At 63.4% G+C, this 20946-nt stretch carries 22 protein-coding genes and 1 tRNA gene; 17 read left to right on the top strand and 6 right to left on the bottom strand.

What is annotated here, in order from left to right; all coding sequences use genetic code 11:
• Nucleotides 1-219 precede the first annotated feature (219 nt).
• Nucleotides 220-1266 (bottom strand): recombinase RecA, encoded by a 1047-nt coding sequence (gene recA / locus VM054_03175; protein ID HUT98054.1) that lies wholly within the window; start codon nucleotides 1264-1266, stop codon nucleotides 220-222.
• Between the two features lie 64 nt (nucleotides 1267-1330).
• The gene (hypE, locus tag VM054_03170; GenBank protein HUT98053.1) at nucleotides 1331-2335 is read right to left on the bottom strand and encodes a hydrogenase expression/formation protein HypE; all 1005 of its coding nucleotides are present in this window, start codon (nucleotides 2333-2335) and stop codon (nucleotides 1331-1333) included.
• 75 nt (nucleotides 2336-2410) lie between these two features.
• On the opposite strand from hypE, the gene VM054_03165 reads away from it, so the two are divergent.
• Complete coding sequence (locus VM054_03165) at nucleotides 2411-3589, top strand: NHL repeat-containing protein (GenBank protein ID HUT98052.1); 1179 nt, start codon at nucleotides 2411-2413, stop codon at nucleotides 3587-3589.
• A 149-nt stretch (nucleotides 3590-3738) separates the two neighbouring features.
• On the opposite strand, the gene VM054_03160 is transcribed toward VM054_03165, so the two are convergent.
• On the bottom strand, nucleotides 3739-3975 hold the full coding sequence (locus VM054_03160; GenBank protein ID HUT98051.1) for a hypothetical protein: 237 nt from the start codon (nucleotides 3973-3975) through the stop codon (nucleotides 3739-3741).
• Nucleotides 3976-3987: 12 nt separating this feature from the next.
• Here VM054_03160 and VM054_03155 point away from each other — a divergent pair, with 12 nt between their 5' ends.
• The 16 genes from VM054_03155 (at nucleotide 3988) to VM054_03080 (ending at nucleotide 18932) form a co-directional block, all read left to right on the top strand.
• Entirely contained in the window at nucleotides 3988-5016 is a 1029-nt protein-coding gene (locus VM054_03155; protein ID HUT98050.1) for an RluA family pseudouridine synthase, read from the top strand.
• Nucleotides 5006-6610, top strand: a complete 1605-nt coding sequence (locus VM054_03150; GenBank protein ID HUT98049.1) for a hypothetical protein — start codon at nucleotides 5006-5008, stop codon at nucleotides 6608-6610. Before VM054_03155 ends, VM054_03150 begins: the two co-directional genes overlap by 11 nt.
• A 694-nt stretch (nucleotides 6611-7304) precedes the next feature.
• Nucleotides 7305-7877 (top strand): 4Fe-4S dicluster domain-containing protein, encoded by a 573-nt coding sequence (locus VM054_03145; GenBank protein ID HUT98048.1) that lies wholly within the window; start codon nucleotides 7305-7307, stop codon nucleotides 7875-7877.
• 18 nt (nucleotides 7878-7895) lie between these two features.
• Entirely contained in the window at nucleotides 7896-8759 is an 864-nt protein-coding gene (locus VM054_03140; protein ID HUT98047.1) for a CoB--CoM heterodisulfide reductase iron-sulfur subunit B family protein, read from the top strand.
• Nucleotides 8760-8794: 35 nt separating this feature from the next.
• Complete coding sequence (locus tag VM054_03135; protein HUT98046.1) at nucleotides 8795-9541, top strand: energy transducer TonB; 747 nt, start codon at nucleotides 8795-8797, stop codon at nucleotides 9539-9541.
• On the top strand, nucleotides 9538-9816 hold the full coding sequence (locus VM054_03130; protein HUT98045.1) for a DUF202 domain-containing protein: 279 nt from the start codon (nucleotides 9538-9540) through the stop codon (nucleotides 9814-9816). The genes VM054_03135 and VM054_03130 overlap by 4 nt, the downstream gene beginning before the upstream one ends.
• Before the next feature lie 52 nt (nucleotides 9817-9868).
• Nucleotides 9869-11914, top strand: a complete 2046-nt coding sequence (locus tag VM054_03125; protein HUT98044.1) for a CoB--CoM heterodisulfide reductase iron-sulfur subunit A family protein — start codon at nucleotides 9869-9871, stop codon at nucleotides 11912-11914.
• Nucleotides 11915-11943: 29 nt separating this feature from the next.
• Nucleotides 11944-12267, top strand: a complete 324-nt coding sequence (locus VM054_03120; protein ID HUT98043.1) for an HNH endonuclease — start codon at nucleotides 11944-11946, stop codon at nucleotides 12265-12267.
• Nucleotides 12268-12448: 181 nt separating this feature from the next.
• Nucleotides 12449-12892, top strand: a complete 444-nt coding sequence (locus VM054_03115) for a hydrogenase iron-sulfur subunit (protein HUT98042.1) — start codon at nucleotides 12449-12451, stop codon at nucleotides 12890-12892.
• 4 nt (nucleotides 12893-12896) lie between these two features.
• On the top strand, nucleotides 12897-13772 hold the full coding sequence (locus VM054_03110; protein HUT98041.1) for a 4Fe-4S dicluster domain-containing protein: 876 nt from the start codon (nucleotides 12897-12899) through the stop codon (nucleotides 13770-13772).
• Between the two features lie 68 nt (nucleotides 13773-13840).
• Nucleotides 13841-14878, top strand: coding sequence for a 4Fe-4S dicluster domain-containing protein (locus tag VM054_03105; protein HUT98040.1), 1038 nt, complete (start codon nucleotides 13841-13843; stop codon nucleotides 14876-14878).
• 102 nt (nucleotides 14879-14980) lie between these two features.
• Nucleotides 14981-15868, top strand: coding sequence for an ABC transporter ATP-binding protein (locus tag VM054_03100; GenBank protein HUT98039.1), 888 nt, complete (start codon nucleotides 14981-14983; stop codon nucleotides 15866-15868).
• Nucleotides 15865-16680: an ABC transporter permease subunit gene (locus VM054_03095; protein ID HUT98038.1), complete on the top strand. Its 816-nt coding sequence runs from the start codon at nucleotides 15865-15867 to the stop codon at nucleotides 16678-16680. Before VM054_03100 ends, VM054_03095 begins: the two co-directional genes overlap by 4 nt.
• 29 nt (nucleotides 16681-16709) lie before the next feature.
• Complete coding sequence (locus VM054_03090; GenBank protein HUT98037.1) at nucleotides 16710-17540, top strand: FAD/NAD(P)-binding protein; 831 nt, start codon at nucleotides 16710-16712, stop codon at nucleotides 17538-17540.
• 201 nt (nucleotides 17541-17741) lie between these two features.
• On the top strand, nucleotides 17742-18788 hold the full coding sequence (locus tag VM054_03085; protein ID HUT98036.1) for a hypothetical protein: 1047 nt from the start codon (nucleotides 17742-17744) through the stop codon (nucleotides 18786-18788).
• A 68-nt stretch (nucleotides 18789-18856) separates the two neighbouring features.
• A tRNA-Ala gene (locus tag VM054_03080) sits at nucleotides 18857-18932 on the top strand.
• Nucleotides 18933-19320: 388 nt separating this feature from the next.
• Here the strand turns inward: VM054_03080 and VM054_03075 are convergent.
• From VM054_03075 to VM054_03065, 3 genes are all read right to left on the bottom strand, one after another.
• Entirely contained in the window at nucleotides 19321-19875 is a 555-nt protein-coding gene (locus tag VM054_03075) for a hypothetical protein (protein ID HUT98035.1), read from the bottom strand.
• Between the two features lie 704 nt (nucleotides 19876-20579).
• Complete coding sequence (locus tag VM054_03070) at nucleotides 20580-20720, bottom strand: hypothetical protein (protein HUT98034.1); 141 nt, start codon at nucleotides 20718-20720, stop codon at nucleotides 20580-20582.
• On the bottom strand, nucleotides 20717-20946 hold a 230-nt coding region (locus VM054_03065), incomplete at its 5' end, for an SAM-dependent methyltransferase (protein HUT98033.1). The genes VM054_03065 and VM054_03070, both read right to left, overlap by 4 nt.

Below are 20946 nucleotides of genomic sequence, written 5' to 3'. Positions count from 1 at the left end.
TTTTTTTGAAGCGCGGGTTGGGGTGAGGGGTTGCAGCGGCCCCCTCTCCCCGTGGGAGAGGGTTGGGGTGAGGGCTACATTTGAAGATTGCGGGCGGGTGTGGACACCCGCCCCTACGTCATCGCAATCAGCCAGATGCGGGTAGGGAAGGGGGCAAAAAGGCGGGAACCGAAGCCCCCGCCCTACATTTGACTCACGGGCGCGCTACGGCCCGGCCAATCACTCCGAATCGGCCTCTTTTTTGGGCTTCGCGGCACCCTTCTGCACCGGGATGCCGAAGAAATCGCGCACCTTGGCCTCGATGGCCGCCAGCATCTCCGGCTTCTCGTCGAGCGCCTCCTTGACGTTCTCCTTGCCCTGGCCCAGGCGTTCGCCGTCGTAGGAGAACCAGCTCCCCGACTTTTCGATGACGCCGGCCTCCACGCCGAGGTCTATCACCTCGCCCACGTGGTTGATGCCCAGGCCGAAGATGATGTCGAACTCGGCCTCCTTGAACGGCGGAGCGACCTTGTTCTTGACCACCTTGACCCGGCTGCGGTTGCCGATGTTGTCGCCGCCGACCTTCAAGGAGCCGATGCGGCGCACCTCCATGCGCACCGTGGTGTAGAACTTGAGCGCCCGGCCGCCCGGGGTGACCTCGGGGTTGCCGAAGACCACGCCGATCTTCTCGCGAATCTGGTTGGTGAAGAGGATGCAGCAGTGGGAACGGCTCACCACGCCGGTGAGCTTGCGCAGGGCCTGGCTCATCAGCCGGGCCTGCAGGGCCACGTGGCTGTCGCCCATCTCGCCCTCGATTTCCACCCGGGGGACCAGGGCCGCCACGGAGTCCACCACCACGAGGTCCACGGCGCCCGAGCGGACGAGCATCTCCACTATCTCCAGCGCCTGCTCCCCGGTGTCGGGCTGGCTGACCAGGAGCTCCTCGATGTTGATGCCGAGGTTTTTCGCGTAATTTATGTCCAGGGCGTGCTCCACGTCAATGAAGGCCGCGATGCCGCCCAGCTTCTGGGCGCTGGCGATGACGTGCAGTGTGAGTGTGGTCTTGCCGCTGGCCTCGGGGCCGTAGATCTCGATGATCCGGCCCCGGGGAAGGCCGCCCACGCCCAGGGCGCGGTCTATGGAGAGGGAGCCGGTGGGGATGACGTCTATGTCGCGCTCGCCCTCCCCGCCCATGCGCATGATCGCGCCCTTGCCGTACTTCCGCTCGATCTGGGCGAAGGCCGCCTCCAGGTTGCGCGCCTTTTCCCCGCTCGTGCCCTCTGCCATCTCGTCTCCTTCGGGTGAACTTTTACGATACGGGGAAGAGATTAACACATTCCCCGGGCGGACACTAGCAGATGCGGGGGAGTTGCTCACCGGTGAGCATGTCCACGATTCTCTCCCCGCCGACGGCCGTCTCGAGGACGACCCGGCGCGGGTGGGCTTCCGTCAGCCCGCCGGCCAGGGACGCCTCCCGACCGTAGGCGTGCGCTCGGGCCGCCGCCAGAACGCGCACTGCATCTTCCTCCGCCACCGCGGCCAGGATGACCCCCTCGTTGGCCACGTGGAGGATGTCGAGGCCCAGGAGCTCGGCCACCGCCGCCGCCGCGTCGTGGACGACCAATTCATCCTCGATAAGGCGGACGCCCAGGCGAAAATCCGCCGCCAGCTCGTTGGCCGCCGAGGCCAGCCCGCCTCTCGTGCAGTCCCGCATCCAGGTGACCTCGCCCGCCCCGCGCATCGCCTCGACCAGCCCCGAGAGCGGGGCGCAATCGGAAACCAGCTCGCTCTTCAGGGGCAGCCTCTCCCGGGCGGCCATCACCGCCAGGCCGTGGTCCCCCAGGGCCCCGGTGACGAGGACCCGGTCGCCGATCCGCGGCCCGGGGAGTCGCGCATGACCCTCGTCGAAGACGCCGACCCCCGCCGTGTTTATGTAGAGGCCGTCGGCGTCCCCCCGGTTGACCACCTTGGTGTCCCCGGCCACCACGACGACTCCGGCCTCCTTCGCCGTTTCCGCCACCGAGGAGACCACCGCGTCCAGATCCGCGAGAGGCAAACCTTCTTCGAGAATCAGCCCCAGGGTGAGGTAGAGCGGCCGGGCGCCCATCACCGCCAGGTCGTTGACCGTCCCGCATACCGCCAGCCGGCCGATGTCGCCGCCGGGGAAGCGCCAGGGCTGAATCACGTAGCTGTCGGTCGTCAGCGCGATCCCGCCCGGGGGAACGTCCACCAGCGCCGAATCGCCCAGCGGCCGGAGCGCCTCGGAGTCCAGCCGCGGCAGCAGGTGCTCCCGTAGCAGGCGCCGCGAGGCGACGCCGCCGCCGCCGTGGGCCAGGGTGATAATCTCATCTCTCAAGAGTCCTCCAGCCGGGAGATTATACCACCGGCCCCCCGTTGGCGCGCCGCGGGACGGTGTGGTAGAATACAGGCGATGGTCCTGAATAAATACAGCCTTGCCGCCCTGAGCGCGGCCTGCGCCTTCCTGGCCCTCGCCGGCTGCGAGGAGACCGTCTACCCCGTACCCACCGAAAGCTACTCCTCCATCGGCGGCTTCGAGATAACCCGGGTCGGCGACCAGGACCCCGGCCCCTACTCCATCGGCGACGCCGAGGGCGATCCCGATTGGGGCTTCTGGTTCCCCTACTCCATCGCGGTGGACTCCAACGGCGACCTGCTGGTCACCAACATCCGGGGCGGCTACCTCGAACGCTTCATCCCCAACCCGGACGGCGGCGCACTCTGGGACGCCTTCTGGGTCTGGCCCCGCGGGCGCCAGCACTCCACCTACCAGCTCTTCATCGAATCCTACCCCGACCCGTCCTATCTGAAGGAGGTGGTGCTCGTATCCGAATCGCAGTCCGAAATGGGTCTGGTGTTCGAATGGGGCAGGCAGGTCCACAAGCTGGCGCTGCCCAGTCCCAATTTAGACATCCCCGGCGACAACCGCCCCCGCTACGCCCAGATAACCCAAGCCGACATCCTGGTGGGGTACCCCACCACCTATCAACCGGGTCCCGTGGCCTACTACCCGCCGGACCAAATCGTGTACACCGACGTCGCGTTGAGCTATCTCTTCCACATCGAGGGGGACTCCGTGACGGCCGAGGGCGGCGGTGAGGGGGATCAGGAGGGTAGATTCTACCGGCCCATGGGCATCTGCGTGACGCCCGACGAGACGGTCGTCGTCTCCGACGCTATCAACCACCGACTCCAGACATTCACCCTGGAGCCCGCCCCCACCGACCCCAATGACCCGGCCTACGACCCGCTGTACATTTACCCATACGTTTTCAGCTATCAGGGGACGATAGGCGGTTTCGGCTTCAACAACGGCCAGCTCTCGTCCCCCTTCGGGGTGGCCGCGGACGCTCAAGGGAACATCTACGTCTGCGACACCCGCAACGCCCGCATCCAGAAGTTCTCCAGCGATGGCGAGCTCCTGGCGGTCATCTACGGCGACGGTTACTGGCGGCTGCGCTGCCCCCTGGACCTGGCGGTAACGGAAGACGGCGACCTGTGGGTCATAGACGCCTTCCTCTGGTACGAGTCCTGGGAGGACGAATACGTGCCGGATAACAAGGCGCGGATCATCCTCTTCCGGCAGGACTGAGCCCGCCCGCGGGGCCGGTGAGAGGAACGAAAAAGCCCCGTCCGCCCGGGGTTTTGGAAAGAGGGCTGACCAACGTTCCAGCCGTATCCGAAACCCGGGATGTAAAAAAAGCCCCACTCGACAGGGGCTTTCGAAGGTCGGCCGCGGGGCTAATCCTCCTCGAGCCAGCTCGAGGCGCTTTTTCCGACATCGCCCCGCAGCCCCGACTCGAGCTTCTCCCAATCTAGAAAAATCTCCGGGAAGCGGGCCTCGATTTTCCGGCGCAGTTCGGGCTCCACCCTCGCCCGTCTCCCCAGGTAGGCCAGGTGCCGCTGCACCACCTTCCCGCCCCGGCGGCAGGCGTGGACCAGAACGGCGTAGGGACCGCGGTATCGGACGTAGGGCATGGGGCCTCCCCGGTGATTTTACCGCCCCCCGAACCGGGGGTCAAACGGGACTCGAGCGTGGACGCCGAATCGGTTGAGTTTTCGGTCGAAGAGGACGCGGCCGGGGAAACGCGGTTTACGCGGCTGGACCGCTTTCTGGCCCAAAAGCTCGGCGTCTCGCGCTCCCGCATCGCGGCGGCCATCCGCGAAGGGCTGGTCACCCTCGACGGCGCGCCGACCTCGCCGGATAAAAGGCTCCGGGGCGGAGAGAGGGTAAAAATCCTCCCCCGGGCCCTGGCCGAGCCGGAACCGCTGAACCCGCTCACCCCCCGCGAAGCCGAAATCGGGATTCTCTACCAGGATTCCTCGGTGGTCGTGGTGGACAAGCCGGCGGGGCTCGTCGTCCACCCGGCCCACGGCCACGCCGACGACACCCTCTTGAACGCCCTGGCGGCACGTGGAATCGAGTTGGCCGTCGTGGGTGACGGCCGCCGACCGGGGGTGGTCCACCGGCTCGACATGGACACCTCTGGGGTCCTGGTGGTGGCCAAGACCCGAGCCGCCCTCCTATCCCTGGTGGGGCAGTTCTCGGCGCACACCACCGACCGGGTGTACTGGGCGCTCACCTACGGCGTGCCCGAGCCCCCCGCGGGGACCATCGAGGCGCCCATCGGCCGCCATCCGCGGGACCGCAAGCGTTTCGCCGTCGTCCTGAGCGGTCGGCCCGCCGTGACCCGCTACCGGATTCTCGAGGCGCTGCCGCGCGGCGACCCCTGGGCCGCTTTCGTCGAATGCCGCCTGGAAACCGGCCGCACCCACCAGGTCCGGGTGCATCTCGCCCACCGGGGTTATCCTCTCCTGGGGGACGAGGTGTACGGTAGCCGGGCCAGCCGCCGCGCCTCCGCCGGCCTGCCCCTCGAGGGCCACGCCCTCCACGCCCGGATGCTGGCCTTCGACCACCCGGAGAGCGGAGAACGGCTCAGTTTCACATCGGACCCCCCTCCCGCTTTCACCAAAGCCCTCGAACTGCTCCGCGGAGACGGAGAAAACCATGCGACGTAACACCTTAGTATTGCTTTTACTCGCTTTCGGCGCCCTCGCATCCGTCCCGGCGCCGCTCTCTCCCGACGGGGAACCTCTCACCGTCGAGACCCTGCGCGGGGAGCTGGAGAGCTTCGGCTACGAGCTGGCCGAGGCCTACTACGCCCTGGACGCCTACGGGGAGGAGGTGGACACGGAGCCCATCTTTGAAAAATACGCCTTCCTGGACCACCCCGCCCTGGTGGACTGGCTCCGCTCCCTGGAAAACGACGCGACGGACCCGCTGGAGCGCAGGTCTTACGCATTCCTCGTCAAAGACATCGAGGACAACCTCCTGTGGTTCCCCCTCGAGGAGCTCTACTACGACTACGTCACGACCGAGGCGTCCGCGGTCATCGAGGTCGGCGGGGAGGAGATTCCCTACCGGCAGTTGGACGACGTCATCTTCCGCGAGGACGACCGGGGCCGCCGCCGGGAGCTGTGGACCGCCGAGCGGCAGTTCATCGTGGACGAGATCAACCCGCGCCTGGGCGAGATAGTCGGGGCCACCCGCCATGAGTGCCGCGAGCTGGGTTTTCGCGATTTCGTGGACTACTACGCAAAAATCAACGACCGGGACTTCGCAAAACTCACCGGCGACTGCCTCTACATCCTCGGCGCCACGCGGGGCCTGTTCGAGACACTGGCGCGCGAAAGGGTGGCGGAGGTCTTCCCCGACCTCGCTCTGGAGGACGTGCGCAGCTACGACCGGGGGCAGCTCTGGCGCACCGACGAGTTCGATAAAAACTTCCCCGCCGAGAGGCTCATCCCCCTGTGGCTCGAGTTCACCGCCGGACTGGGGATAGACTTTGAAAATCTGAAAAACATCCGGCTCGACGCGGAGGACCGGCCGGAGAAGCAGCCCCGCGCCGCATGCTGGCCCATGCGGGTCCCCGAGGACATCCGGGTCCTGGTCAAGCCCACGGGCGGGTTCACCGACTACGAAACCCTGTTCCACGAGATGGGCCACGCCCTGCACTTCGCCTATACCGACCCCGGGCTGCCATACGAATTCAAGCTCCTCGGCGACGACGCCGTCACCGAGACCTACGCCTTTGCCTTCGAGAACGTCTTCGAGAACCCGTCTTTCTTGAAAGAGGCCGTGGGGATGACGGACGAGGAGGAAATGCGGCGATTCCGGCGCGAGCAGCTTTATTTCGAGGTCTCCGGCCTGCGGAGCTACTGCGTGAGTTTTCTGTACGAGCTCACTCTCCACGGGGTGGAGGCCGATCCGCTCGAAAGCTACCGGGAGCTGGTGGACTGGGCCGGCGTCTGGACCCGCACCGATGAGGAGTACGACACCGGCGTGTACTACACCAACGAGGATTTCTACACGACCAGCTACCTCTACGCCTGGCTGCTCGAGGCCGAGGTCCGCCAGACGCTCCTGGACCGATTCGGCGAGGAGTGGTGGCGCGACCCGGCGGCGGGGGGGTTCCTGGAGGGGCTGTGGTCCCAGGGGTATGAGCCGACGCCCGGGGAGATAGCCGCCGAGCTGGGCTATGCCGAGATTTCCCCTGTTCCGCTGGTCGAGCGGCTGATCCGGCAGGAGGAGGAGACGCGGCCCGGGGATTGACCCGGAGCGGTGGCGAAGGTCCGCATTCGTTCGATGACGATTGAATCCAAAATGTAGGGCGGGGACTTTAGTCCCCGCCGTTTTTTTATCAGATGCCCGGCGGCCCGCAGGGGATTCATCCCACGGGGCCGTCCCTACACCACTCAATTGCCGTAGGGCGGGGATTCCCATCCCCGCCGCTTTCACGTTCCCAACCTCGCCCTGCATTTGCGATGATGTAGGGGCCGACCTTCAGGTCGGCCCGTTTTTTCTAAGGTAGCCCTCACCCCGGCCCGTTCCGTAAACGTAGGGCGGGGATTTTAATCCCCGCCGCTTTATGCGTTCTATACCCCGACCCTCACCCCAACCCTCTCCCTAAAAGGGAGAGGGGGCCGTACGGAACCTCGAACGTCTACGATTCCCCCCGCGGGGGCGCGGTCCAGCGCCGCGCGCTGGCCTTGACAATAAAATCTCCCCAGTGCACGTTAACTTTCGCTCGCGGAGACCAACCATCGAACGCCGACGATTCACGTCGCGGAACTCGGGTCCAGCGCCGCGCGCTGGTCTTGACAAAGCGGGACCCGTCTGCTAGGTTACGCCGTGGGATGAAAGCCAACCACGAACCCCTCCGCGACACGGGCTTGCTCCAGGGCGAGCCGTATCTTTCCCCCACTGCGCACCAATTTTTCACGAACTCAACCCCACGAGGGATTCCATGGAGCTGACACTCGAGCTTGAGCGGTTGCAGGGCGACGTCGAGCGGCAGGTCGCGGAGCTCTCGGGCCAGGTCGTCGCGGAGTGCTACCAGTGCGGCAACTGCACCGCCGGCTGCCCGACCGCCTACGAGATGGAAATCAAGCCGAACCGCGTCATCCGCTACCTGCAGCTCGGCTTCGGCGAAAAGCTCCTGAAGGTGAACACGCCCTGGATCTGCGCCAGTTGCGAAACCTGCTACACGCGCTGCCCCAAGGGCGTGTCGGTCGCCGCCGTCATGGACGCCCTGCGCCAGATCGCCCGGATGCGGGGCGTAAAGCCTCCGAACCGCGACCTTCTGACCTTCGAGCGCCGATTCCTGGGCACGGTCCGGATGCACAGCCGCCTGTTCGAGGCCCAGCTCGCCGCGACGTACAACCTGACCAGCGGCCACTTCTTCAACAACATGACCAAGCTGCCGGGCCTTCTTTTCAAGGGCAAGCTCAAGCTCTTCCCCCAGCGGGGGACGAAAAAGGGCCGGCAGGCCGTAAAGGACATCTACGAGCGGGTGCTCGGGATGGAGTCAAGGAATTAATCGAGCCTGGGAGGCTTCGTGAAAATCGCCTACTACCCCGGCTGTTCCAACCACGGCACCAGCCGCGAGTTCGAGATGAGCGCCTTCGCCGTGTTCAAGGACCTGGGCGTCGAGCTGGAGGAGGTGCCGGACTGGGTCTGCTGCGCCGCCTCCCCCGGACACCACCACTCGAAGCTGCTCTCCGTCTCCCTGGGGGCGTACAACCTGTCGCAGGCGAAGCCGCTGAACCTCCCGGTGCTGACCACCTGCGCCGCCTGCTACTCCCGGCTCTCGGCCGCGAACTACGAGATCAAGCACGACGAGAAGCTGGCGGCCCGGGTCGCCGAGGCCGTCGAGGAGCCCTACGACGGATCGGTCGAGGTCAGGCACATCGTGGACTTCCTCGCCGACGACGTGGGGCTCGAGGAGATACAGAAGAAGGTCCACCGCCGCCTGGAGGGCCTGAAGGTCGCCTGTTACTACGGCTGCCTGCTCACCCGGCCGCCGGATTACGCCGTCGTGGACGACACCGAGGAGCCGCGCAAGATGGAGCGGATTCTCGAGAGCGTCGGCGCGGAGCCGGTGGACTGGAGCCACCGCACCGAGTGCTGCGGGGCGGCCTTCCCCTTCAGCCGGGTGGACATCGTGGAAAACCTGGCGGCCAAGATACTCGTGGCGGCGGATAATGTTTCGGCGGATTGCATCGCCGTGGCCTGCCCCATGTGCCACGCCAACCTGGACATGCGCCAGAGCGGCGCCGGACGCATCGCCGGAAAGAAGCTGCGCATACCCATCGTCTACCTCACCGAGCTCATCGGCCTGGCCTACGGGCACAAGCCCCGGGAGCTCGGGCTGAACATGCACCTGGTCCCGACCCGGTCGGTATCGGCCAGATTCTCCTGAACACGATGAAGGGTCCGGTCTTACAGATAGTGGTATTGCTAGTCATACTCGCCGGTGCCGCCGGGGCGGCGGTGAACTATACCGCGCCCGTTCCTATGGAACCCCTCGAACCGCCGGCCTACCCCCCGGGGGCCGCCGAGGAGGGGTTCGAGGGGGAGTGCCGCGTCAGCCTCCTGATAGACGGGTCCGGCGAGGTGGGCGAGGCCTGGATCGCGCAGTCCAGCGGTCGGGAGGACGTTGACCGCGCCGCCCTCGAAGCGGCCGAGGCCACCCGCTGGAAACCGGCCACCCTGGAGGGCGTTCCCGTCTCGAGCCGGCTCACCATCCCCTACGAGTTCGAGCTGGGTGTCCTGCCCGGCGACCCGCTGGGCCCGGCGCTGGCCGAACCGGCCCCCGAGCCGGAGAGCTCCGAGCCGCTGGTCGAGCTCAGGCCCCGGTCGCCCATTTCCGTGGACTACCCCGGTGACGGCTTCGCCGTAATCGGTCTCGAGGTGGACGACGTGGGGTTGGCGCTCGACGCCTGGCTCATCCGTTCGAGCGGCCAGCAGGCCGCCGACGACGGGCTCCTGGACGCCGCATACTCGGTCTGCTGGGAAGGCGCGGTGCCCGGGAACGGGCTCGTCCGCGGGGTGTACGTCCACGATTTCCGCAGCGAGACCGTCGCCTCGATGGTCGAATCCTCCGAGGAGGTCCCCTCGGAGGAGCCGAGCGCCGACGAGAGCGGCGGGGCCTGCCGATTCGATCAGCTCAGGCTCGGCAAATACGGCGAGAGAGTCCATTGATCCGGGATAAACTGGCCGCCCATCGGAACCTCCTGGCCGCCGAAAGAACTCTTTTGGCCTACATCCGCACCGCCCTGGGATTCGGGGCGGTGGGGTTCACGATGCTGAAGTTCTTCGGCGAAACGCCATTCTTCCAGGTCCTCGGCTGGGTTTTCCTCCCCCTGGGAGGGGTCCTCACCGCCGTCGGCATCATCCGGTACCTGCAGAGCCGCCGCATCATCGCCCGTCTCTACCACCAGGAATCGGAACGGAAGAAGCCGGACCTCTTCGAATGACTTCGCCGAAACACCGTTATCCACGCCCGACGCGATTGAAGGAGAACGTTAAATGGCCCGCAGAATAGGCGTCTTCGTCTGCCACTGTGGCAAAAACATCGGCGACACCGTGGACTGCCCCCGGGTGGTCGAGGAGATGAAGGGCATCCCCGGGGTGGTCTTCGCGGCGGACTACAAGTTCGTCTGCTCGGCCCCGGGCCAGGACATGATCGCCCAGGCGATCAAGGAGCACGACCTGGACGGCGTGGTGGTTTCCGCCTGCAGCCCGCACATGCACGAAAAGACCTTCCGCTCCACCGCCCAGTCCAGCGGCCTGAACCCCTTCATGGTCGAGGTGGCCAACATCCGGGAGCAGTGCTCCTGGGTCCACACGTCGAAGGAGACGGGCACCCCCAAGGCCGTCGAGCTGACGAAGATGATGGTGGAGAAGACTTTCTTCGACGAGCCGCTGGAGCGCATCCGGGTCCCGATGACCAAGCGGGCGCTGGTAATCGGCGGGGGCATCGCCGGCATCCAGGCCACCCTGGACATCGCCAACGGCGGCCACGAGGTCATCCTTCTGGAGAGGAGCCCCTCCATCGGCGGCCACATGTCCCAGTTAGATGAAACGTTCCCCACCCTGGACTGCTCCCAGTGCATCCTGACGCCGCGGATGGTCGAGGCGGCCAAGCACCCCAACGTGACCATCATCTCCTGGGCCGAGTTGGAGAAGCTGGAGGGCTTCATCGGCAACTTCAAGGCCACAATCCGCCGGCGGGCCCGCTACGTCAACACCGACCTCTGCACCGGCTGCGGCCTGTGCCAGGAAAAGTGCCCCGCCCGGATGCCCAACTACTTCGAGGCCGGTCTCGGGGTCTTCTCCGGCAGCTACAAGGAGGCCTCCGACGTCCGGCGGGGCGCCATGACCAAGGCCATCAACTCCCCCTTCCCCCAGGCCGTGCCCAACACCCCGGTCCTCCACCCCGATTACTGCACCTACTTCCAGACCGGCAAGTGCAAGGTCTGCGAAAAGGTCTGCCCCACCGGGGCCATAGACTTCGAACAGCAGGACGAGATTCTGGAGTACGACGTCGGCGCCGTCGTGGCGGCCACCGGCTACACCCTCTACGAGCTGGGGCGCCAGCCCGAGGGCGGCCTCTACACGGGCTACGGCGAGTACGGGTACGGCGAGGACCCCGACATCATAGACGGCCTCCAGTTCGAGCGCATCGTAACTTCCTCGGGACCCACCCTGGGCCAGCTCAAGCGGCCATCGGACAATAAAGTCCCGAAGACCATCGCCTTCCTGCAGTGCATCGGCTCCCGCTGCCCGGAGAAGGGCATCGAGTACTGCAGCAAAATCTGCTGCATGTACACCGCCAAGCACACCATGCTCTACAAGCACGCCGTTCACGACGGGCAGGCCGTGGTTTTCTACATGGACGTGCGCGCCGGTGGGAAGCGCTACGAGGAGTTCGTGCGCCGGGCCATCGAGGAGGACGGGGCGCTCTACCTGCGCGGCCGCGTCTCCCGCATCTACCGCGACGGGGACAAGCTGGTCCTCAAGGGGGCCGACACCATCGCCGGGGAAGAGATCGAGCTGGCCGTGGACATGGTCGTGGTCGCCTCTGCCATGATCCCCCAGCCCGACGCCAAGGAGCTCGCCCGCAAGCTCTCCATCAGCTACGACCAGCACGGGTTCTACGTCGAGGCCCACCCGAAGCTGCGGCCCGTGGAGACGAATACGGGCGGCATCTTCCTCGCCGGGGTCTGCCAGGGTCCGATGGACATCCCGGACTGCGTGGCCCAGGGCTCGGCCGCCGCCTCGAAAATCCAGATACTCTTCGCCTTCGACGAGCTGGAGCGCGACCCCGTCGTCGCCCACGTCAACGAGACGACCTGCATCGGCTGCTGGGACTGCGTCAACGCCTGCCCATACCAGGCCATCACCGAGAAGGAAATCAAAAACCGCGAGGGGGCGGTGCTGCGGATGGTGGCCGAGGTCAATCCCGGTTTGTGCCAGGGTTGCGGTCTGTGCTCGGCGGTCTGCCGTTCCAACTCGGCCCAGTTGGCCGGCTTCAACGACAGGCAGCTCTACGCGGAGATTCAGTCCCTGTAATTACCTCAACTTATATCAAAGGAGCTAAGATGGGTAACTTCACAGAGAAAGAAAAACAAGCTGTTTGGGAGAAAGGAACAGTCGTCAAGGGACACAACAAAGATAGAGTCCGTAAAGATAAATGTGGGGCTTGGATAAGAAGGGAACGATACGGAAGAAAAAAGGGAGAAGTCAGAACAAGTTTTAGCTGGGAAATAGACCACATTGATTGTAATGAAGAAAATAACGAACCCTCAAATCTAAGACCATTGCAGTGGGCTAATAACAATGACAAATCAGATAAGAAATTGAAAGGTTACGTCACATCATCGGGGAATAAAAACGTTGACAGCAAGCCAAAGGACGATGATTAGGGCTTGATGGCGTAACTCAACGGACGTAGGGGCGGGTGTCCACACCCGCCCGCGGGAAACCTCAGAAACTCCCCACCCCGCGAAGGGTACAAGGAGCGAAAACGTGGCCGAGAAGGAAGCCCTGACCACCAAGACCGCCGACGAGCTGGTCGCCGAACAGACATCCACCCCCCTGGAGAAGATGGAAGAACCCGAGCCCTCCGAGGGGAAGTGGGAGCCGCGCATCGTCGCCTTCGTCTGCAACTGGTGCACCTACCTGGGCATGGACCTGGCGGGCACCAGCCGCATGAAGTACCAGCCCAACGTCCGCGTCATCAAGCTGCCGTGCAGCGCCCGCATAGACCCGCTCTTCGTCATCAAGGCCTTCGAGAACGGGGCCGATGGCGTCCTGGTCTCGGGCTGCCACCCCGGCGACTGCCACTACAACACGGGGAATTACCACGCCCGGCGGCGCTGGACCGTCTTCCGCGAATTATTCAGCTTCCTCGGCCTGGACCTACAAAGGCTCCAGTTCTCCTGGGTCTCCGCGGCCGAGGGCGTCAAGTGGGTCAAGGTCATCAACGAAGTGACGGACAAGGTGCGGGAACTGGGGCCGAACACCGACTACCACAACCTCTCCAGGTAGGGACATGGAAAAGGAATTGCGCGAGCTGGCGAAAAAGCTGCTCGAATCCGGCGAGGCCGACGTCGTCATCGGCTACGGCAGGCACCACGACGAGCGGCGGCGGGCGCCGGTCTTCGTCACCGACCCGGCGGACGTGGAGAAGCTCATCTTCGACGAACGCTGCCTGAACAACCTCGCCGGGTATCTGAACAAGCGCTACAAGCTCCTGGGGGCGGAGTTCTCCAAGCCGGCGGTCGTCTTGAAGGGCTGCGACGCCAAGGCCGCCGTGGGGCTCATCCAGGAGGCCCAGCTCGACCCGGGGAAGGTCACCCTCATCGGCGTCTGCTGCGAGGGGGTCGTGCCCGATTACGATTCCGCCGACGGCGAGCGCCCCTTCAAATGTGAAATCTGCGACGTCCACCGGCCGAGGAACACGGCCCACGTGGTCGGCGACCTCCCCGAGGCCCCGGCGCTCACGGAGTATCGCCCCAGCGAACGGGCCGCGGAGCTGGCCGGAAAATCCCGGGAGGAACGCTACGCCTTCTGGCGCGAGGCTTTTTCCAAGTGCATCCGGTGCTACGCCTGCCGCGCGGCGTGCCCCCTGTGCTCCTGCGAGCGGTGCATCGCCGACTCGAACCAGCCGCAGTGGGTCCCCACCTCGGGGCACGAGCTCGGGAACTGGAGCTGGAACATCGTGCGGGCGTTTCATTTGGCCGGGCGCTGCATCGGCTGCGGCGAGTGCCAGCGGGCCTGCCCCGTGGGCATACCGCTGGACCTCTTGAACCAGCACCTGCGCCGGGTCGTCGCTGACCGCTTCGGTTACGTGGCCGGCCTGGACCCCGAGGCCCGGCCGCCCCTGACCACCTACAACGAAAAGGATGCCGAGGAGTTTATAAGGTAGCGGTCGCGGGGATGACCGCGCCCCACGCTGCCGCCTCAGACCAACGTCATCTTTACCAGAGGAAAGCCATGCGCGAGGGCAAGCTGAGGGAACTGAACGACCTCTTCCAGGCGCTCACGGGCGACAATTACAGGATCATTGGTCCGAAGAAGCGGGGCGACGACGTCGTCTTCGCCGAGATCTCCTCGATGGAGGACTACGAGGCGGACTACGTCTGCACCGCCAACTCCGCCAAGGACTTCATCTTCGCCCGGACGGAGCCTATTCTCGCCTATGATTACGACGCGACCGAGACGCGGGTCCGCGACCTCCTCCTCGACGTGTACCCGCCCACGGTGATTCTGGGCGCCCGTCCCTGCGACGCCCGCGGCATGCAGAGCCTGGACGCGGTTTTCGCGGGGGAGTACGAGGACGACTTTTATTTGAAGAGGCGCGCCGCCACGATCATCGTCGCCGTGAGCTGCACCGCCGCGGACGACGCCTGCTTCTGCACCTCCACCGGCGGACGGCCCGACGGCGTGGAGGGGGCGGACATACTTCTGACCCCCCTCCCCGACGACGGCTACTACGTCGAGACCGGCAGCGCCAAGGGTGAGGAGCTTCTGGCCAAACACGAGAAGATATTCGCGCCGGCGCCCGAGCGCGCCCTGCGCGATCATGCCATCGAGAAGGCCTACAAGGACCTGCGCCACGACCTCACGGAGGCCCCGGAGCGGATCAAGCCCTGGCTCGACGATTTTTCCAACTACGACTCGGAGAAGTGGCCGAAGATGGCGTTCCGCTGCCTCTCCTGCGGCGCCTGCACCTTCGTCTGCCCCACCTGCCACTGCTTCGACATCGTGGACGAGGGCAAGCTGGGCGCCGGCGAGCGCAAGAAGAACTGGGACGCCTGCCAGTTCGACCACTTCACCCTCCACGCCTCGGGGCACAACCCGCGCGCACGTCAGCCCCTCCGCTGGCGCAACCGCTTCACCTGCAAGTTCAAGATTTTCCTGGACAAGTGGAACCTGCCCGGCTGCGTCGGCTGCGGGCGCTGCATCCGCGTCTGCCCCGTCGGTCAGGACATCACCGAGGTCATGGCCGCCGTGGCCGAGCTGGGGGAATAGGCGCTCCGAACGTGCCGGTTTCGGCTCGAAACCACGGCTCCGCCCCTCCACGATCAAAGACCGGTCGGGACTAAGGGTCACGTGACGGACACCGCTCACCGCTTGGCGATCGAAACCCGCGGCCTGACCAAGTTCTACAAAAAGACGCGGGGCATCGAGGACGTGGACCTGGAGGTGGAGCCGGGGGAAATCTTCGGCTTCATCGGCCCCAACGGCGCCGGTAAGTCCACCACCATCCGCACCCTGTTGTCCCTTCTGTACCCGACCCGCGGCGAGGGGAGGGTCTTCGGCCTGGACATCCTCCGGGACTCCAAGGCGATAAAACGGCGCGTCGGGTATCTGCCCGCGGAGGTAAACTTCTACGACCGTCTGAAGGTGGGGGACCTTTTAGCTTACTCGGCCCGCTTTTACGGGGTGGTTGACGGGAGGCGGACGCGGGAGTTGGCCGAACGCTTCAAGGTGGACCTGGAGCGGGACTTTACCGACCTCTCCCTGGGCAACAAGAAGAAAGTCGCCATCCTGGCGGCGCTCATCCACTCGCCGGAGCTGCTGATTCTGGACGAGCCGACGGGCGGGCTGGACCCCCTCATCCAGGCCCGCCTCACCGAGACGCTGCGCGAGGAGAACGCCCGGGGGACGACTATCTTCTACTCCTCCCACGTTCTGTCCGAGGTGCAGAAAATCTGCGGCCGGGTGGCGATTCTCAAAGGGGGCCGGGTCGTCGGCGTCGAGGAAATTTCATCCCTGCGCCAGAAGCAGCTCAAGAAGGTCCGCCTGAGCTTCAGTAAAACCCCGGAGCCCGGCGCGTTCGACCTGGAGGGCGTGCACGAACTCGAGGTGAAGGACCGCGACTGCCGCTTTCTCTTCGACGGGCGCATCGGGGACCTCCTCGCGCTCCTGGCGGGGATGCCGGTCAACGACGTGACCCTCGAGGAGCCGGACCTCGAGGAGGTCTTCCTCCACTTCTACAAAGACTCTGAAGACGAATGAATACGAATATATTTCTCATGGAGCTGCGCCGGCACCTGCGGGGGATTCTGATATGGTGCGCGGTCCTGGTCGGCCTGAACGCCTTCATGATGCTTTTCTATCCCCTCGTCATCGAGAGCGGCGTCTTCGAGCACCTCAATACCCTCTTCTCGAACCCCTTCTTCAAGGGGATGCTGACCACCTTCGGCGTGGACATGAAAAGCATGACCAGCGCCCTGGGCTATTACGTAACCTACAACGCGATCTACACCATGCTCCTGGGCAGCCTCGTGGCTATTCTCCTGGGTTCGGGGCTCCTCGCCCGCGAGGAGAAAGAAAAGACGGCCGAGTTCCTGCTCACGAAGCCCGTCACGCGGGGCGAGGTGCTCAACTCGAAGATGGCGGCCCTGGGTGTGCTGATCACCGGTCTGAACCTGGCCGTGGTCCTGGCCGGATTCGTCCTGTTGGCGGTCTTCACCGACGCCCCGTACGACGTCGGCGCCTTCCTGACCGTCTCGTGGCAGACTTGGCTGCTGATGCTGGCCTTCGGCGCGGTGGGATTCCTCGTCGCCGCCCTGGCGAAGCGGGCCCGCGCGGTTACCGGGGCGTGTCTCGGAATCGTACTGGGGTTTTACATCGTTAGCGGGCTCTCCCGCGTTTCCGAGTCCACCAGGGCCTTCGGGTTTATAAGCCCCTTCCGCTTCGTCCAGACCGACATCATCGCCGGGGCGTCGAGCGGGGGCTGGTGGAGGGCGGCCTATTTCATCGGCCTCGCCGCGCTCTGCGTACTGGGCTCACACCTCGTTTATCGGCGTAAGGATATTTTGCTTTAACGCGTCAACCGCCCGAAAGGACGGAGCACATGCCCAACGTCTACGCGCCCCAGTTGGCGGAAATAAAGGAAATCGCCCAGGAAACCCCGGACACCCGGACCTACCGGCTCGAGTTCGCCGACGAGAAGCTCCGGGACGAGTTCACCTTCGAGCCGGGGCAGTTCGGCGAGTACTCGGCCTTCGGCGAGGGGGAGTCCACTTTCTGCATCGCCAGCTCCCCCACGCGCAAGGGCTTTATCGAGTGCACGTTCAAGGAGGTGGGGCGCGTCACCGGCGGCCTCTCGCGCCGGAACGCGGGCGATCCCGTCGGCGTCCGCGGCCCCTACGGCAACCACTTCCCCTACGAGCTCATGAAGGGGAAGAACCTGCACATCGTGGGCGGCGGCATCGGCATCGCCCCCCTGCGCAGCCTGATATGGTTCGTCCTGGACAACCGCAAGGACTACGGGGACGTCACCATCCTCTACGGCGCGCGCTCCGTCGGCGACCTCCTCTACAAGCGCGAGTTCGACGAGTGGGCCAAGCAAGACGCGAAGCTCATCCTCACCGTGGACCCCGGCGGCGAGACGCCGGACTGGAAGGGCAAGGTCGGCTTCGTGCCCCCGGTGATGGAGGAGGTGGGGCTGGACCCGAAGGACGCCTTCGTCGTTACCTGCGGGCCGCCGATAATGATCAAGTTCGCCTTCCAGAGTCTTTCCAAGATGGGCTTCGCGCCGGACAAGGTCATCACCACCCTGGAAAACCGGATGAAGTGCGGCATCGGCAAGTGCGGCCGCTGCAACGTCGGGAGTAAGTACGTCTGCCTGGACGGGCCGGTCTTCAGCCAGGCGGAGATTGACGAGCTCCCGCCGGACTTCTGACGCACCACACCATTTTCGCCGGGGCCAGGCCCCGGTTTTTGCACCGCCGCACGGGAAGGAGACAAGGGGTTTAAACCCCTTGCCTTTCAATCATGCGCGCGTAACCGGATGAGACGGCCCGGTTTACTTTTTACACCCCCGGTTGTATCATCACCCGACCGGACGAGAGCCTTAGAAACGGACCAGTTAAAGGAGTGCCCGATGCGCAAGACCCTCGTTGCGATTCTGCTGCTCGCCGTATGCCTCGCGCTCGTCGGCTCCTGCAAGACCACGCGCACGTACCAGTGCGAGGGGGCCGCCACCGACATCCGCCGCGCCAGCGAACCCCAGCGGGCCGTGGACAAGATGCTCGACTACATCGCCGGCGAGGGCAAGAACGAGCCCTGCGCCTATGTCATGCTCTTCTGGGGCTACGCCCAGCTCCACGACTTCGAAACCGCCATGAAGTACTACGACATGGCCATCGCGATGGACCCCGACTCCCGCAAGGAGATGGAGGACATCATCGTCGAGTTCGAGTACTTCCTCGTGGCGCGCCAGGAGGCGGCCAAGGCCATCAACAGCCGCGAATTCGAGAAGGCGCTGGCCTACGCCCGGTTCGCCGAGGAGCTGGAGCCCGACCACTACCAGGCCTTCTACATCGCCGCCGAGTGCCTGCGGCTGATGGAGCGCAACACCGAGGCCGCCGAGGAGTACTACCTCGCCATCCAGAAGCTCTACAACATGGAGACCGTCGGACGCTTCACCATGCCCGACGAAAAGACCCAGCGGACGGTGTACTACGTCGGCAGCGCCACCATCGCCGAGGCCGAGCTCTACGACAAGGCCCTCGAGGTCTGCGACATGGGGCTGGAGAAGTTCCCGGGCTTCGTCAAGGTGGAGCGCACCCGGGCCCGCGTCCTCTACGACATGGACGACCCCCGCGCCGAGGACGCCTACAAGACCCTCGTCGCCGACGCCGAGAAGGCCTACGACGCCGCGACCGAGGAAAATATCGAGGAGGCCAGAGACGACTACGCCGAGGCGCTCTCCGACGCAGGCGTCTACTACATCACCCGCAACGACATGAACTTCGACGACCTCGTCCTCGCCGTGAAGTACCTGGAGAAAGCCTTCTTCGATGTGGACCCCGACAACAGGGCCGTCGTCAAGGACCTCTACCTGACCTACAACACGCTCAAGTACACCGAGGACGACCCCAAGGTAAAGGCGGTGGCGGAGAAGTACTACGAACTCTTCGGCGATTAGCCCGCGTTTCGTGGGCGGCGCCCGACGTTGACAAAAAGCCGCCCCTGTGCTAGCATGCCGCAGCCCTTGGGCCCGTGGCGCAGTTGGGAGCGCGCCTCCTTGGCGTGGAGGAGGTCAGGGGTTCGAATCCCCTCGGGTCCACCAATTAAAATACCCGGCGTCATCGAGGCGTCGGGTTTTTATATTCTACCGGGTTGTGACGTAGGGGCGGGTGTCCACACCCGCCCGTTAAGTGCTAATCATGTAGCGTCCCGAGTAATAATACGGAGCCCCTCGGGTTCCCCAAAAAACAAGGCTCCAGTTGGGAACCTTGTTTTCGCCTATCCAGTGTTTTTCAGTCACCGTGCCTCGGTCTAGGATCAGGGGCTGGTCTAGGATCAGGGGCTGGTCTAGGATCAGGGGTTGGTCTAGGAGCAGGGGCCGGTTTTGGATCAGGGACTCCCTTTTTCACAATTGTTTTATCCTTGTCAATGTCTGGTTTCTTCGGCGGAGAGCTTTTGTTGTCATCTTCCCCGTTCACGAACACCTCCTTTTAGAGAAAGCTAGAAACAACGGTTAAGAGAATTGAAAAAAGTAATATTATTACGCTTATTTTTGTATTTCTTATACCTTTACCATAAAAACTCAATTTATAATTATAAAAATTCAATAAATTATTTATCAAAATAGCCATCCTATACAATTTATATATTTCAATTTCTTTATTCTCTTGATAATCATCTGTAATACTCTTATCACTTGGTATTTCCATATTAAAAGAAGCGTAGGGTCCTACTGTCTCTAAATATGAAAATCCAGACCAAAAGAGAAATATAATTGATAAGAAAGATGTTAAGAGGGAACCTATAAAACATAATGAATAAATAAAATTATTATCGAAACAAACAGTATCAAATTTTCCTATTTGTAAAAAAGTTATATAGAAAGGTGCTGCAATTATTGCTATAGAAATTGATAATAAAGCTGTTGTCCTTTGTGTAAGAGAGGTTATTTCACTTTGAAAATAAATCATTAAATTTTCATATCTTTTTAACGTGAATGGATTTCTTATCTGATAAGGCTTTGATTCTTTCTCTGTATTACTCATAAGATTTCCTCTCCAGTCACAAATATTATTATCTTCTCTTTTATCTTTTTGTCAAGTTCCTTTTAAAAAATATTTAGCTCCTCCCGCGTGGGCATGGACGGCCCGGCGCCCATATGCGCTACCGTAAAAGCCCCCAGTGGGTAATGGGACTTTTCAAGGTATCTCCCCGGCCCTTGACGGACCTTCTAGGACCTGCTAAGATTCATAAGTTCCACAGTTAGGGACGGGCAGCAGGCCGTGGTCTGGCGTGGTGTTGGCCGCGCGGCGGGGAGTCCGTATCTCCCTTCCCTGTTCGTTCCCTGGGCCGGGGCACCACCCCTGCCCATCCTCTATGCAGGCAATTTTAAGGAGTCGATTATGGTTAACCTACGCTGTACGAACACAGAAGACCTCGAAGTACATCACATTAACCGTGGTGGCGGAAACGGGCTTGCAAACGCTCAAGTTTTATGTAGTTTTTGCCACCAAAAAACACCTTCTTATGGGGAATCTACAGATAATCCACCACCTGAATTCTCCGACGATACAAAGACAAAGGCTCTAGAGAGGGCAGGTTATCAATGTGAGTGCATTAGAGATGGGTGCCCTCATCCGACTACTTAATATTCATCTTTTCAATCTCAACCCGACTCGCCCGGCCTTGCCGGGCCTTTTTGTAATACCTACACCGCAATTAAACTCAACTCGTCCAAAAACCATAAACATCAAAGAGCGTAGGACCCGGACCCACCGCCGGGGTAGAGGCCGAGCGCGTCGGGCCGAACCGTCTCGCCGGGGCGCGGGAAGCGCGGCGTGACCACCGCCACGTCCAGGATCGAGGAGCCGACGACGGCGATGCGGCTCAACGCTTCCTCGCCAGCATCAGCCCGTCGGCGATGGGCACCAGGGACATGGTAACGCGGGCATCGTCCCGGATTTTCCGGTTGAGTGCGCGGATGACGGCCGTCCCCGGGTCGGCGTCGGCGGCGTCGGCCACCCGCCCGTGCCGCAGGGCGTTGTCCAGGGCGACGAGTCCGCCGGGACGCAGGAGCTTCAGGGTTTTCTCGTAGTACGCGTCGTAGTTGTCCTTGT

The organism is bacterium (assembly GCA_035528375.1).
In the GTDB taxonomy this organism is placed as follows: Bacteria; RBG-13-66-14; RBG-13-66-14; order RBG-13-66-14; family RBG-13-66-14; genus RBG-13-66-14.
This window is presented reverse-complemented; position numbering and strand designations above follow the sequence as displayed.

Excerpts from the sequence above, each read along its gene's own strand:
- VM054_03120 (HUT98043.1), top strand. The coding sequence starts at position 11,944 with ATGGGTAACTTCACAGAGAAAGAAAAACAAGCTGTTTGGGAGAAAGGA.
- VM054_03115 (HUT98042.1), top strand. The coding sequence starts at position 12,449 with ATGGAAGAACCCGAGCCCTCCGAGGGGAAGTGGGAGCCGCGCATCGTC.
- VM054_03150 (HUT98049.1), top strand. The coding sequence starts at position 5,006 with ATGCGACGTAACACCTTAGTATTGCTTTTACTCGCTTTCGGCGCCCTC.
- VM054_03165 (HUT98052.1), top strand. The coding sequence starts at position 2,411 with ATGGTCCTGAATAAATACAGCCTTGCCGCCCTGAGCGCGGCCTGCGCC.
- VM054_03145 (HUT98048.1), top strand. The coding sequence starts at position 7,305 with ATGGAGCTGACACTCGAGCTTGAGCGGTTGCAGGGCGACGTCGAGCGG.
- VM054_03125 (HUT98044.1), top strand. The coding sequence starts at position 9,869 with ATGGCCCGCAGAATAGGCGTCTTCGTCTGCCACTGTGGCAAAAACATC.
- VM054_03090 (HUT98037.1), top strand. The coding sequence starts at position 16,710 with ATGCCCAACGTCTACGCGCCCCAGTTGGCGGAAATAAAGGAAATCGCC.
- VM054_03085 (HUT98036.1), top strand. The coding sequence starts at position 17,742 with ATGCGCAAGACCCTCGTTGCGATTCTGCTGCTCGCCGTATGCCTCGCG.
- VM054_03160 (HUT98051.1), bottom strand. The coding sequence starts at position 3,975 with ATGCCCTACGTCCGATACCGCGGTCCCTACGCCGTTCTGGTCCACGCC.
- VM054_03105 (HUT98040.1), top strand. The coding sequence starts at position 13,841 with ATGCGCGAGGGCAAGCTGAGGGAACTGAACGACCTCTTCCAGGCGCTC.
- VM054_03110 (HUT98041.1), top strand. The coding sequence starts at position 12,897 with ATGGAAAAGGAATTGCGCGAGCTGGCGAAAAAGCTGCTCGAATCCGGC.
- VM054_03075 (HUT98035.1), bottom strand. The coding sequence starts at position 19,875 with ATGAGTAATACAGAGAAAGAATCAAAGCCTTATCAGATAAGAAATCCA.
- VM054_03095 (HUT98038.1), top strand. The coding sequence starts at position 15,865 with ATGAATACGAATATATTTCTCATGGAGCTGCGCCGGCACCTGCGGGGG.
- recA (HUT98054.1), bottom strand. The coding sequence starts at position 1,266 with ATGGCAGAGGGCACGAGCGGGGAAAAGGCGCGCAACCTGGAGGCGGCC.